General features: G+C 69.0%; 13 protein-coding genes. 6 read left to right on the plus strand and 7 right to left on the minus strand.

Annotated elements, in window-relative coordinates; all coding sequences use genetic code 11:
- Positions 1 to 226 precede the first annotated feature (226 nt).
- Both ABZU72_RS12540 and ABZU72_RS12545 read left to right on the plus strand, forming a co-directional pair.
- A complete protein-coding gene (locus ABZU72_RS12540; RefSeq protein ID WP_141803066.1) occupies positions 227 to 607 on the plus strand; it encodes an anti-sigma factor in 381 nt (126 codons plus the stop codon).
- 49 nt (positions 608 to 656) lie between these two features.
- Positions 657 to 1,406 (plus strand): SigB/SigF/SigG family RNA polymerase sigma factor, encoded by a 750-nt coding sequence (locus ABZU72_RS12545; RefSeq protein ID WP_355019181.1) that lies wholly within the window; start codon positions 657 to 659, stop codon positions 1,404 to 1,406.
- On the opposite strand, the gene ABZU72_RS12550 is transcribed toward ABZU72_RS12545, so the two are convergent.
- Positions 1,403 to 1,801 carry a hypothetical protein gene (locus tag ABZU72_RS12550; RefSeq protein WP_355019182.1) on the minus strand — a complete coding sequence of 133 codons (399 nt, stop codon included), beginning with the start codon at positions 1,799 to 1,801 and terminating at the stop codon, positions 1,403 to 1,405. The two genes, ABZU72_RS12545 and ABZU72_RS12550, sit on opposite strands and share 4 nt — an antisense overlap.
- 293 nt (positions 1,802 to 2,094) lie before the next feature.
- On the opposite strand from ABZU72_RS12550, the gene ABZU72_RS12555 reads away from it, so the two are divergent.
- On the plus strand, positions 2,095 to 2,349 hold the full coding sequence (locus ABZU72_RS12555; RefSeq protein WP_008362075.1) for a WhiB family transcriptional regulator: 255 nt from the start codon (positions 2,095 to 2,097) through the stop codon (positions 2,347 to 2,349).
- Between the two features lie 36 nt (positions 2,350 to 2,385).
- Here the strand turns inward: ABZU72_RS12555 and ABZU72_RS12560 are convergent, their stop codons facing one another.
- Positions 2,386 to 3,876 (minus strand): histidine kinase N-terminal domain-containing protein, encoded by a 1,491-nt coding sequence (locus ABZU72_RS12560; RefSeq protein WP_355019183.1) that lies wholly within the window; start codon positions 3,874 to 3,876, stop codon positions 2,386 to 2,388.
- An 83-nt stretch (positions 3,877 to 3,959) separates the two neighbouring features.
- Between ABZU72_RS12560 and ABZU72_RS12565 the strand changes: the two genes are divergently transcribed.
- Positions 3,960 to 4,799, plus strand: coding sequence for a DUF2785 domain-containing protein (locus ABZU72_RS12565; RefSeq protein WP_160027663.1), 840 nt, complete (start codon positions 3,960 to 3,962; stop codon positions 4,797 to 4,799).
- 252 nt (positions 4,800 to 5,051) lie between these two features.
- Here ABZU72_RS12565 and rsrA read toward each other — a convergent pair whose 3' ends face one another.
- The 5 genes from rsrA to ABZU72_RS12590 all read right to left on the minus strand — a co-directional run bounded on the left by rsrA (position 5,052) and on the right by ABZU72_RS12590 (position 8,222).
- The gene (gene rsrA / locus ABZU72_RS12570; protein WP_355019184.1) at positions 5,052 to 5,315 is read right to left on the minus strand and encodes a mycothiol system anti-sigma-R factor; all 264 of its coding nucleotides are present in this window, start codon (positions 5,313 to 5,315) and stop codon (positions 5,052 to 5,054) included.
- Positions 5,312 to 5,962, minus strand: coding sequence for a sigma-70 family RNA polymerase sigma factor (locus tag ABZU72_RS12575; RefSeq protein ID WP_355019300.1), 651 nt, complete (start codon positions 5,960 to 5,962; stop codon positions 5,312 to 5,314). The genes rsrA and ABZU72_RS12575 overlap by 4 nt, the downstream gene beginning before the upstream one ends.
- Positions 5,963 to 6,053: 91 nt before the next feature.
- Positions 6,054 to 6,692, minus strand: a complete 639-nt coding sequence (locus ABZU72_RS12580; protein WP_355019185.1) for an alpha/beta family hydrolase — start codon at positions 6,690 to 6,692, stop codon at positions 6,054 to 6,056.
- Position 6,693: 1 nt separating this feature from the next.
- Positions 6,694 to 7,455, minus strand: a complete 762-nt coding sequence (locus ABZU72_RS12585) for an SOS response-associated peptidase (protein ID WP_355019186.1) — start codon at positions 7,453 to 7,455, stop codon at positions 6,694 to 6,696.
- A 44-nt stretch (positions 7,456 to 7,499) separates the two neighbouring features.
- Positions 7,500 to 8,222: a hypothetical protein gene (locus tag ABZU72_RS12590; protein ID WP_355019187.1), complete on the minus strand. Its 723-nt coding sequence runs from the start codon at positions 8,220 to 8,222 to the stop codon at positions 7,500 to 7,502.
- A 291-nt stretch (positions 8,223 to 8,513) separates the two neighbouring features.
- Here ABZU72_RS12590 and ABZU72_RS12595 point away from each other — a divergent pair, with 291 nt between their 5' ends.
- Positions 8,514 to 11,012: a sigma-70 family RNA polymerase sigma factor gene (locus ABZU72_RS12595; RefSeq protein WP_355019188.1), complete on the plus strand. Its 2,499-nt coding sequence runs from the start codon at positions 8,514 to 8,516 to the stop codon at positions 11,010 to 11,012.
- Positions 11,013 to 11,069: 57 nt separating this feature from the next.
- Positions 11,070 to 12,365, plus strand: coding sequence for a 3-phosphoshikimate 1-carboxyvinyltransferase (aroA, locus tag ABZU72_RS12600; protein WP_355019189.1), 1,296 nt, complete (start codon positions 11,070 to 11,072; stop codon positions 12,363 to 12,365).

Consider the following 12,365-nt stretch of genomic DNA (forward strand, 5'->3'; position numbering starts at 1 on the left):
GCACCAAGGGCACCCTCGACCTCGAGGTCGCCGACAAGCTCCTCGCCAAGATCGACGAGATCGCCGAGATCTTCTGGGCGACCAAGAAGGCCTGAGCCGCTTTCGAGGTCCAGCACGTACGCCACAGCCGCTCCGGACCGGAGCGGCTGTGGTGCGTTAACGGCACGGCGAGACCGGTCTCGTTGCATAATCGTCGGGACTCCCACAGAAGGACTGACAAACCCAGATGCCCCAGGTCGAGCTGCGCCTTCCCGCAGAAGGCGCTTACGTCTCCGTGCTGCGTACGACCACCGCCGCGCTCGCCGCGCGCCTCGACTTCACGCTCGAGGACATCGAGGACCTGCGGATGGCGGTCAGCGAGGCGGCGGCGATCTGCCTGGAGTGCGCCGCGGAGGCCGCTGACCTGGACGTCGTCTTCGACCTCGGCGAGGACACGATCGGAGTCACCGTGACCACGACCTGCGACGCCGAGGCGGAGATCGACGAGGAGAGCTTCGCCTGGCAGGTGCTCACCACGCTGGCCAGGGAGGTCACCGCCACCCCCGACGGTGATCAGCTCAGGATTTCCCTGGTCGCGGGAGCGACCCCGCTTGGAGCCGCGCGCTGACATGGCGCAGGAGACGATTCGGTCGTCGAGGTCCAGGAGCACCAGCGAGGTGGATGACGCCCGCGCACGCTCCCGGGAGCTCTTCAGGGCCCTCGCCGGGCCGGACCTGCCCGACGCGGAACGGACCGCCGCTCGCGACGAGCTGGTCCACCTCAACATGGCGCTGGTCGAATACTGCGCCTCCCAGTTCTACGGCCGCGGCGAGCCGCACGAGGACCTCGTCCAGGTCGGCGTCGTCGGCCTCCTCAACGCCGTGGACCGCTACGACCTCTCCCGTGACGTGGAGTTCTCGACGTACGCCGTGCCCACGATCCTCGGCGAGATCAAGCGCTACTTCCGCGACAGCCGGTGGGCCGTCAGCGTGCCGCGCCGCCTTCGCGACCTGCAGCAGAACCTCCGCGACGCCACCGCCGAGCTCTCCCAGGAGCTCGGCCGCTCCCCCACGGCCCGCGACCTCGCCACCCGGCTCGGGGTCAGCCTCGAGACCGTCGTCGAGGGCCTGGAGTCGAGCAATGCGTACGCAGCTCTGTCCCTCGACTCCGAGAGCGACGAGACCGCGCCGATGCTCGACTCGCTGACCGCCCACGACCTGCGCCTGGACGACGTCGAGGTGCGGGAGTCGATCAAGCCCGTGCTCGACAGCCTCTCCGCCCACGAGAAGCAGGTGCTGATGCTGAAGTTCTTCCGCAACAAGACCCAGACCGAGATCGCCGCCGAGCTCGGGGTCTCCCAGATGCAGGTCTCCCGGCTGCTCAACCGCTCGCTCCTCCAGCTCCGCAAGGCGCTGGAGGAGGACTAGGGCGCGTCTTCGGGCGACACGCCCGGGCGCTCCTCGAGCGCGGCGATGCTCGGGGGCGCGAAGATGCCGACGAGGGCGACGACCGCGACCACGGCCAGTCCACCCGCGATCGCGAGGTCATCACGCAGGTTCCAGGCCAGACCGAGCACGATCAGCTGGACGAGCACCAACGGCGCGCGGGCCCACGACTCCAGTCGCCAGAACATGGCGGCACACCAGCCGATGCCGGCGGCGCAGAGCAGGAAGAACAGGCCGCCCGCGATCGCGGTCGTGAGCGAGGCGGCGTCGGGGATGCGTACGAACTCAAGCGCTCCCCACACCAGCATCGCCGCGGTCTCGACGCCTGCGGCGATCACGGTCAGCAGGAGGGTCCAGGGGCGATGCGGCGCGGTCACCTCAGCAGCCTAGAACCATCGCCAAGCGTCAGAAAATTCGCAGTAGCATACACCACGGGATTTGCGGGTAACTCACCGCGTTACCGAATTGTCTAGCCCCAGGAAGACTGAGTGTTACGGTCCGGTGACGAACCAGACACTGGTTAGGGGTTGTTTCGGCGTCCATTTCTTGGAACTCTAGAGACCAGCACGCACGTGAAGACATTCACACATCCCCGCCACGTGCCGACTCGCAGGGTCTCGAACCATCAGGGCCTTGCCCATCCTACGTCAGAAAGAGGGTCTACCCAGCCATGGATTGGCGCCACCGTTCGGCTTGTCTCGATGAAGACCCGGAACTGTTCTTCCCCATCGGAAACACCGGTCCGGCCATCCTCCAGATCGAGGAAGCCAAGCAGGTCTGCCGGCGTTGCGACGTCCGGGAGCAGTGTCTTCAGTGGGCTCTTGAGGCCGGTCAGGACCACGGCGTGTGGGGTGGACTGAGCGAGGACGAGCGTCGTGCGCTGAAGCGCCGCAACGCTCGCTCCCGTGTCCGCACCGCCGTCTGACCAAGCCCTAGAGGCCATCAACCCCTAGCGATTCACCTAGAGCTCCAACGGCAGCTCGACCGCAGCTCTCGCCCCATGGCCATCAGGCCGGGGCCCCAACGAGAGTCGGCCCCCGAGCTCGCCTTCGACGAGAGTCTTCACGATCGACAACCCCAAGTTTGTCGATGTGTCGAGACTGAACCCGTCGGGTAGTCCATGACCGTCGTCCTCGATGGTCACCTGGAGATGCCCGGCGGGTTGCTGTCGTACGGACATCACGATCTTGCCGGTCTCGGGATCGCCCGGACCGTTGCCGCGGTAGCCGTGCTCGACTGCGTTCTGCAGCAGCTCGGTGACGACCATCGCCATCGGCGTGGCCACCTCCGAGGGCAGCGACCCGAACGAGCCCTCCCGGCGCACCCGCACCGCGACGCCGACCGAGCTGACCTCTCCGACCATGGAGGCGAGCCGGTCGGCGATCTCGTCGAACTCGACGGTCTCCTCGACGGCCTGCTGCGAGAGGATCTCGTGGACCAGTGCAATGGATCCGACACGCCGTACGGCCTCGTTCAGCGCATCTTGTGCGACACCGGAGTCGACCCGGCGCGACTGCATCCGGAGCAGCGCGGCCACGGTTTGTAGGTTGTTCTTCACTCGATGGTGGATCTCGCGGATCGTCGCGTCCTTGGTGACGAGCTCACGATCACGCCGACGCAGGTCGGTGACGTCGCGCAGCAGCACCAGCGCACCGATCGCCTCACCACGTGGCCGCAGCGGGATCGAACGCATGATGATCGCCATCACCCCGGTGTCGATCTCGGTGTCGCGGTGCGCCCGACCGCCGAGGACAGCGCTCAGCGTCTCCTCGTCGGGGCGCTTGCGCGGCGGCACCAGGGCGCGGGTCATCCCGGCCAGGGACTGGCCGGCGAGGTCGCCGGAGAGCCCCAGCCGGCGGAAGACGGAGAGCGCGTTGGGGCTGGCGTAGTCGACGACGCCGTCGGCATCCACCCGCACGAACCCGTCCCCGACCCGAGGGGTGTCGGTGTGGTCGCTGCGCTGGCCCACCGCGGGGAAGTAGCCGTTGGCGACCATCTGGGTCAGGTCGGCGGCGGTCTGCAGGTAGGACAGCTCGAGCTTCGAGGGCGTGCGTACGCCGAGCAGGTTGGTGTTGCGGCTCAGCACCGCGATGATGCGGCCGGCGCGGCGTACGGGAATGGTCTCGACCCGCACCGGGAGGTCGTCGCGCCACTCCGGGTCACCCTCGCGGACGAGCCTGCCGGCGTCGACGGCGTCGTCGAGGGTGGCGTGGCGCCCCTTCGGCACGAACATGCCGACGATGTCGTCCACATAGGCCGTGGGACCGGTCGTGGGACGCATCTGACCGGCCGCCCAGAAGCCGTTCCCGGACTTGTCCGGCAGCCACAGCACCAGGTCCGCGAAGGACAGGTCGGCCAGGATCTGCCAGTCGGCCATGAGCAACTGAAGCCACTCGACATCATCGCTGTCGAGTTCGGTGTGGCTCTGGGCGAGCTCACTCAGGGTGGGCACGCGGACAGCGTAGATGTAGACCTTGGTAGTGCATTGCGCGGGTCGGTGGTCGGCGCGTGGCCGGGTTTGGCAGGATGTTCCCCATGTCGGAGGCGTACTGGCGGGAGGTTCATTCAACCGGTCTCGCCGTACCCACCGACCGGCCGCTGGGTGACCTCACCATCGAGCTCACCCGGATGCTCGGCGACCCGGATCCGGACGTACGCAGCGGGCTGGCCGTGCCGGCCCTGTCGACGTGGATCCAGCGCGGTGTCTACGACGACCTGCTCGGGGGCCTGGGCGACGGCATGGCGGCCGGCCTCGTGGTCGGTCTCGGCGACTCCGGCAACAACGGCGTCTTCCGCCGGGCCTCCTCGGTCGAGGCTCTGGCCCAGTGCATCGCCCGCGACAACGCCCGCTCGCTGGTGCGCGCGGAGAAGGTGCTGGAGTGGGGCGACCGGATCGCCACCTGGCTGCTGCGCGAGCGTGACCTGCGCGCCTTCGTTCCCGAGCGTGGCTGGGCGCACGCGGTTGCCCGCGGTGCCGACGCGCTCGGCACCCTGGCCGCCTCCGAGCACCTCGGCAAGCCCGAGCTGACGGTGATCCTCGACGTGGTCGCCGACCGGGTACTCGCCCGAGGGGACACCATCTACGCTCACGGCGAGCCTGACCGGCTGGCGGCGGCGACGATGTCCGTGCTGCGCCGCAACCTGGTGCCGCTCAACATCATGGAGCCGTGGATCAACCGGATCGTCACCGTCGCCACCGCCACCCCGGAGACGCCCGACCGCGACCCGTTCCTGCTCACCGGCAACGCCGAGGCGTTCCTGCGGGCCCTCTACATCCAGCTCGCGCTCAGCAACGACATCCCGCAGATCCGCGGCGATCTGCTGCTGGTCGTCGTCGCGGCCCTGAAGAAGTCGAACGCCACCTACCTGACCTGACGGCCGGTCGAGATTCGCCCTCCCGCACCTGGGTTTGAGAGACTGTGCCGAGGCCCCTCGGGGTCTACGTACCCCAATGGAGGAGATCATCATGGGCAAGACTGGCCGCAAGCGCCGCGCGCGCCGCAAGAAGGGCGCGAACCACGGCAAGCGCCCCAACGCCTGACCGCTGTCCCTCTTCAAGGGTCAGAGCTGTCAAGACGTAAGAGCCCCAGCCAATCGGCTGGGGCTCTCGTCGCGTCTGTGGCCGGTTCAGGACCTGGTGCGGAGCTCCTGGATCTGAACCATGATCTTCGCGCGCAGGTCGCCCGGGGCGACCTCGGTGCACGAGCGTGCCACGACCGCCTTGACGATGCGCTGCTGGTCGTACGTCTCCAGGCAGGGATTGCAGCTCTGCAGGTGGAGCTTGACCTGGTCGGCATCCGCCGCGGTGAGCTCGTTGTCGATCAGGAAGACGATCTGCTCGAGGAAGTCCGCGCAGTCGGTCGGTGACGCGTCATGTTTGTGGGCACTCATGACGCACCTCCACGAGCGCCGGTGAGGTCGTTGGTGCGGACGTAGTCCGAGAGAAGATCGCGCAGCTGGCGCCGGCCGCGGTGAAGCCGCGACATCACGGTGCCGATCGGGGTTTCCATGATCTCGGCGATCTCCTTGTAGGCGAATCCCTCGACGTCGGCGAGGTAGACAGCGAGCCGGAACTCCTCCGGGAGGCGCTGCAGCGCGTCCTTCACCTGAGAGTCGGGCAGGTGCTCGAGCGCCTCCATCTCCGCGGACTTCAGACCGGTCGAGCTGTGCGACTCGGCCCGCGCCAGCTGCCAGTCCTCGACGTCCTCGGACATCGACTGCTGCGGCTGGCGCTGCTTCTTGCGGTAGGTGTTGATGAAGGTGTTCGTGAGGATGCGGTAGAGCCAGGCCTTCAGGTTGGTGCCGGGCTTGAACTGGTGGAAGGAGGAGTAGGCCTTGGCGAACGTCTCCTGCACCAGGTCTTCCGCATCGGACGGGTTGCGGGTCATCCGCATCGCCGCCGAGTAGAGCTGGTCGAGGAAGGGCAGCGCGTCCCGCTCGAAGCGCAGCGCGCGCTCCTCGGGTGTCTCGGTGGCCAGGTCGACGACCTCATCATCGTTGTTGTCGCTCATCACGTCCCAGGGTACGCGCGCGACCATCGGGGCGCTCATCGGCGACATATTTGCCACCGGGCGTTCGAGCAGAATGGTCATGTTGCATGAACGCCGCGACGGCCCACAAACATTCCCGCTAGACGATGACCTCGCGGACCAGCCACTCCAGGGTGGACTCGATCAGGATCGCGTCGGCGTCGGCCTGCGTGATCGGGCCACGCTTGCCGACGATGAGGGAGTGGTCCGCCCCCGGGATCGGGGTGACCTCGATCCCCTCCGGGAACTCCTCGGGCTTGCCGAACCTGTCCCGGGTGCCCTGCAGGACCAGCGTCGGCACCCTGGACTCCAGCAGCTCGTAGGCGCGCGAGATGCCCGGTTTGGCGATCGGATGCAGCGGGAAGGCCAGGCAGAGCGCCCCGGCGGCGCCGAACCCGCGCGCCGTACGGACCGCCGAGCGGGCCCCGGCGGAGCGGCCTCCGACCACCAGCGGTGTGCGCACCCGCATCCAGTTGGCAGCCAGGGTCAGCGCCGCGTCGAGCGACTTGGGCGGTGTGGCCACCGGCTTCCCCTTGACCCGCCAGGGCTGCTCGAAGCGGACCACGGTGATGCCCTGGGCCGGCAGCGCGTCGTTGAGCGCCATCAGATCGTGGGTGTCGATGCCGTTGCCGGCGCCGTGGGAGAGCAGCAGGGTCGCCTGTGGTCGCCGCGCCCGGCGGGTGTAGAGCCGCCCCTGTCCGTAGGGCGTGTCGATCATCTGCGTCGTGGTTCCACCCATGTCATCCCCAGGCTTCCTCGATCGGCAGCGGCTCGACGAGCTCGCGGCCGTTGTTGCGTACGTTGCTCACCAGCGTCGAGACCGGGTAGGCCTCCAGCCGGCCGGGCGCCGCCGGGGTCAGCAGATCCAGGTCGCCCGGACGGGTCGGATCGAGCCACTGGTCCCAACGCTCACGTTCCACCATGAGCGGCATCCGGTCGTGGATCCGCCCCAGGGAGTCCTCCGCCTCGGTGGTGATCACCGTGCAGCTCCACAGCCACCGGCCGGGGTCGTCCTCGGCCTTGGCGGGGTCGGGCCACAGCTCGTAGAGCCCGGCCATCGCCAGCACTCCCCCGTCCTTGGGAGTGATGAAGTACGGCTGCTTGCGGGCCCGTCCCTTTCCACTCAGCCCTTTCGCATCCTTCGCCTCGGTGGCGTACCACTCGAAGTAGCCGTCTGCCGGCAGCAGACAGCGGCGCTTGGCGAAGGCCCGGCGGTAGGCGGGCTTCTCGCCCACGGTCTCCATCCGGGCGTTGATCATCCGGTTGCCGATCTTGACGTCCTTGGCCCAGGACGGGACCAGGCCCCAACGTACGGAACGGAGCTGGCGCTCGCTGGACGCATCACCGTCCTCGCGCGGCGGACGCTCGACGACGGCATAGACATCGTCGGTCGGGGCTACGTTGTAGCTCTCGGTGAGCGGCTCCTGCAGGCGCAGCTCATCGATCTCGAACTCCTCGGCCAGCTCGTCGGGTTGGCGGCTGGACGCATAACGACCGCACATACGTTCACCTTAGCGCCGGGTGCCGGTGGTGTTCGGAGGTATTTCTAGGCTCCGCGGGCGAGCTCGTCGAGCAGGATGCCCGCTGACCTGTCGTTCTCGGGGAGTCCCTCGATCCAGATCCGGTCGGCGCTGTGCTCGACCATCCGCTTGAGGAGCCCGAGCCGTTTGACCAGCGTCTCGTCACGCGGGGCGACCACGACCATCCGACTGTGGCCGACCTGTCCGACCGCGGCGGCGGTCGCGAAGACCGAGCGGGCGGTCTGGCCCAGCAGCGACATCCGGCGGGCGGTGGCGATGCTGTCGGTCTTCCCGCTGGCGGCGCCCGGGAGGTGGGCGTCGGTGACGACCAGCGCGTGGCTGCGCGCCGTGGCCTCCCGGTAGAGGTCCGAGATGCGTTCGCGCAGGTGCGCGAGGGTGGCGAGGCCGGTGAGCGGGTCGGCGCAGGAGATGGTGTGCAGGTAGCCCAGCGTCGCCTCGCTCCAGGCGACGGACAGCGCGTGCACCTCGGTGAACGCCGGGTCGCGATCCTCCATGGCCTGAGTCGTCATCCGAAGGTCCTCGAGGCTCTCCCCGAGAGACACGCCTGACTCGGCGAGGTCATGGCCGGCGACCCAACAGGCCTCGGCGACGTAACTGCTGCGCTCGACGAGCGCCTCCGCGACGGCCTCGAACCGCGGCGGGAGCGCCGCGCGCTGCTCGTCGGAGAGCTCTGTGATCTCAGGCGAGGTCGATGCAGGCGCACGCCGACCTCGGGAGAACAGCCGCACAACTCACCTCTTTCCTCGTGTTTCCTGGCGTTGGTGTCGTTCCTTGTCCGAAGTTGCTGGGTCACGGATACAGTGGTGCGCGCGCTGATCTACCGCGTGCCCACATGGACTTGACGTACTAAATCGGCAACCATGACGCGGTAGCGACCCACATTTTCTGGGTTTCGCGAAACTTGTTGTCAGATCCGGGGAGGGGCGTGACGTGCGGGCTTCCGTAGTCGTTAGCACAACGCATGTCTCCCGTCGGCGCAACCCGCGTCATACCTCCGTCCTTCTAACGTCTCTGGTGCTGTGAGCGAATCGACCCCCATCTCTCTACCTACCCTCGACGCCCCTGGCGACGCCGAGCTGATCACCGCTGTCCGTGGCGGTGACCTGGATGCGTACGGGACGCTGTTCGAGCGCCATGTCGAGGCTGCACGCCGCCTCGCCCGCCAGCTGGTGTCGCCCGGTGACGCCGACGACCTCGTCTCCGAGGCGTTCGCCAAGGTGCTCAACGTGCTGCAGAGGGGCGGCGGCCCCGACCTGGCGTTCCGCGCCTACCTGCTGACGTCGCTGCGCCGGCTCCACGTGGACAAGATCCGTGCCGCCTCGAAGCTGACCACCACCGACGACCTGACCCCGTTCGACCCGGGCGTGCCGTTCGAGGACACCGCCGTGTCGGGCTTCGACAACCAGGCCGCCGCGAAGGCGTTCCAGCAGCTTCCGGAGCGCTGGCAGCAGGTGCTGTGGCACACCGAGGTCGAGGGCCAGAAGCCGGCCGAGATCGCGCCGATGCTCGGCATGTCGGCCAACTCGGTCTCCGCGCTCGCCTATCGGGCTCGCGAGGGCCTCAAGCAGGCGTTCATCTCGATGCACGCGCAGGACGCCGGCGAGGAGGCCTGCGCCACCACGCGCGCCAACCTGGGTGCCTACATCCGCAACGGCCTGTCCAAGCGTGACTCGACGAAGGTCGACGACCACCTGCAGGACTGCCGTCCGTGCACCGCGATCTACCTCGAGCTCACCGAGGTCAACTCCGGGATGGGCGCTTGGCTCGCTCCGGCCCTGCTCGGCGCCGCGGGCGCGGGCTACCTCGCCGTCGGAAGTGGCGTCGCCGCCAAGGGTGGCGTGGTGCTCTTCTTCGGGCGAGTCAGGGACTGGGTCCTGGGCGATCCGGTGGGACGTACGGTCGGTGCGGGTGCCGGTGTCGCCGCCGCTGCGGCCGTGGCCGCCGGGCTCGTACTCACCGGCGGCGACCCGGCTCCGAAGGTCCCGGCCGCCGACGAGCCTGCCGCCGAGGCACCGGCCGACCCCGCTCCGGCTGCTCCGGCCGACCCGGCCGCGCCTCCCGCCGACAACCCCGCGGCGCCCCCTCCCGCAGCGGCGCCTCCCGCCGACCAGCCGGCCGACCCGCCTGCCGACCCGGCTCCCGCCCAGACGCAGCAGGCGCCGGTCATCAGCCAGCCGCTGTCGACCGTGAACGGTCAGCCCGGTGGCAAGACCGTCATCGACCTGACCGAGGGGGCGACCGACGCCAACGGTGACCCGCTCTCTGTCAAGGAGGCCACCGTCGCCTCCCCCGCCCACGGCACCGTCACCAAGGGCGGCGCGTCGACCTCGGGTGGCAAGGGCGGCAGCGTCAGCGGCGCGATCTTCGGTGGCCTGCGGATGGCCGACGAGCCCGTCACCACGGTGACCTACCAGCCCGACCTCGGCTGGCGGGGCACCGACACCATCGAGTACGTCCTCACCGACGGCAACGGCGGCGAGGTCGCCGGAACCGTCGACGTGACCACTCCCAACGCCGACCCGAAGGCCGTCGACGACGACGCCACGGCAACGGTCACCGTTGACGACGCCAACAACGGCGTCGGCAACGGCGGCGAGGAGCGCTCGGCCAAGACCACCATCGACGTGCTCGCCAACGACACCGACGACAACGACGACGACGTGCTCCGGCTCGTCACGATCACCGAGAAGCCCGCTCACGGCGAGGCGGTCATCGAGGACGACCAGGTCGTCTACACCATGGCGCCCGACTACACCGGGACCAGCGACACCTTCAGCTACCAGATCTCGGACGGCCATGGCGGCACGGACGTCGGCACGGTGGAGGTGACCTTCGAGGAAGCTCCGCCGGTGCACGATGCCGGAATCGCCCTGGACCACCTGCCCTATGACGGGTACGAGCACGTCGAGGTCACGGCCGAAGGCATCCCCGAAGGGGACTACACCGCGACCTTCAGATACAAGGCGACCGGCGTCACGCAGCCGTATCCGGAGTCCTCGAACCCACAATCGATGTGGGCATGCTCGCAGCTTGCCGTTCCGCCCGTGCCGCAAGGCGGCGTCGTCGAGGGCGAGTGCACCCTGTCCAGCACGAACAACGGCCAGGCCGTACTCCATTTCGACTTCATCGCCGACGGTGAGTGGACGTTCGAGGCGAGCCTCACCGCTGTGGGATACACCGACCCCGAGCCCGGGAACAACGGTGTCAGCGCCGCGGACACCGGATCCCCTGAGCCGTCGCCTACCCCGACGCCGGACGTGCCGCAGGTGCCCACACCGCCGACGATTCCCGACGTGCCGCAGGTGCCCACACCGCCCACGACTCCCGATGTGCCGCAGGTGCCGACACCGTCCTCGGACCTTCCCAGCATCCCGGGCAGTCCCAGCGGCAGCCCCTCGATGCCCGAGGGTCCTGACGTGCCCAGCGCCAGCCCGAGCGCGACGCCCGAGGTCGAGCGCGGCGCCGCAACGGGCGGTCTGACCTGGAAGGGTTTCCTGAAGGCGCTCGGGATCGAGTGATTTCATCCCCGGTGACCGACGGCCGCCTCTGCCGGCGGAACCTCTAAAGTTGGACCTGTGACTACCACGACCGACCGTGCCGCTGACCCTGCCAACGGGCCGACCGACCCCTGGCCGGCGCCCCGTGCGCACGGTCCGGTGACGGCGACGGTTTCGCTGCCCGGAAGCAAGTCGCTCACGAACCGGGCGCTGCTGCTCGCCTCGATCGCGGAGGGGCCGTCCGTCGTACGTCGTGCGCTTCGGTCCCGCGACACGCTGCTGATGGCGGCAGCGCTGACGTCGTTGGGGTCGCAGGTGGACACCTCGGCAGACGACTGGGTCGTGACGCCCGGCGCGTTCGGCGCCGATGCCGAGGTCGACTGTGGGCTGGCGGGGACGGTGATGCGGTTCGTACCTCCGGTGGCCGCGCTCTCCACCGGCACGGTCGCCTTCGACGGCGACCCGCACATGCGCAAGCGACCGGTCGGCGAGGTGCTGCGTGCGCTTCGCGACCTCGGCGTGGACATCGAGGGTGACGGGCTCCCGTTCACGATCCAGGGGCAGGGCGTCGTGCCTGGCGGGACCGTGGTGGTCGACGCCTCGGCCTCGAGCCAGTTCATCAGCGCGCTCCTGCTGGCAGGGGCGCGGTACGAGCGGGGCGTCGATATCCGCCACGAGGGCAAGCCGGTGCCGTCGCTGCCCCACATCGACATGACGGTCGCGATGCTTCGCGAGCACGGCGTCGCAGTCGACGACTCAGACGCCAACCGGTGGACCGTGGCACCAGGACCGATCAACGCGCTGAACCGCACCATCGAGCCGGACCTGTCCAACGCGGCCCCGTTCCTGGCCCTGGCCGCGGTCTCGGGCGGCACCGTGACCGTGCGCGACTGGCCGCAGGCCACGGACCAGCCGGGCGACCAGCTGCGCGAGGTGCTCTCGCTGATGGGCTGCGAGGTGCGGGTCACCGACGACGGACTGACCGTGACCGGGCCGGAGCGGCTCACCGGGATCGACCTGGACATGCACGACATCGGCGAGCTCACCCCCGCCGTCGCGGCGCTGTGCGCGCTCGCCTCGACGCCGTCGCACCTGACCGGCATCGGCCACATCCGCGGCCACGAGACCGACCGGCTCGCCGCGCTCGCGCGCGAGCTGGGTGCGCTCGGGGCCGACGTCACCGAGCATCCCGACGGGCTGACGATCCGGCCGGCGGCTCTGCACGGCGGGGTGTTCCACACCTACGCCGACCACCGGATGGCCCACGCCGGCGTGATCATCGGGGCGACCGTCGAGGACGTCCTGGTCGAGAACATCACCACCACCAGCAAGACCTTCACCGACTTCGCGCCCTTCTGGGCGGGACTCTTCTGA

The sequence above is a fragment of the Nocardioides sp. NPDC004968 genome, from assembly GCF_040608935.1.
Taxonomy (GTDB): Bacteria; Actinomycetota; Actinomycetes; order Propionibacteriales; family Nocardioidaceae; genus Nocardioides.

Coding starts and splice junctions, on each gene's coding strand:
- ABZU72_RS12540 (WP_141803066.1), top strand. CDS start 227: ATGCCCCAGGTCGAGCTGCGCCTTCCCGCAGAAGGCGCTTACGTCTCC.
- ABZU72_RS12555 (WP_008362075.1), top strand. CDS start 2,095: ATGGATTGGCGCCACCGTTCGGCTTGTCTCGATGAAGACCCGGAACTG.
- ABZU72_RS12565 (WP_160027663.1), top strand. CDS start 3,960: ATGTCGGAGGCGTACTGGCGGGAGGTTCATTCAACCGGTCTCGCCGTA.
- rsrA (WP_355019184.1), bottom strand. CDS start 5,315: ATGAGTGCCCACAAACATGACGCGTCACCGACCGACTGCGCGGACTTC.
- ABZU72_RS12575 (WP_355019300.1), bottom strand. CDS start 5,962: ATGGTCGCGCGCGTACCCTGGGACGTGATGAGCGACAACAACGATGAT.
- ABZU72_RS12580 (WP_355019185.1), bottom strand. CDS start 6,692: ATGGGTGGAACCACGACGCAGATGATCGACACGCCCTACGGACAGGGG.
- ABZU72_RS12585 (WP_355019186.1), bottom strand. CDS start 7,455: ATGTGCGGTCGTTATGCGTCCAGCCGCCAACCCGACGAGCTGGCCGAG.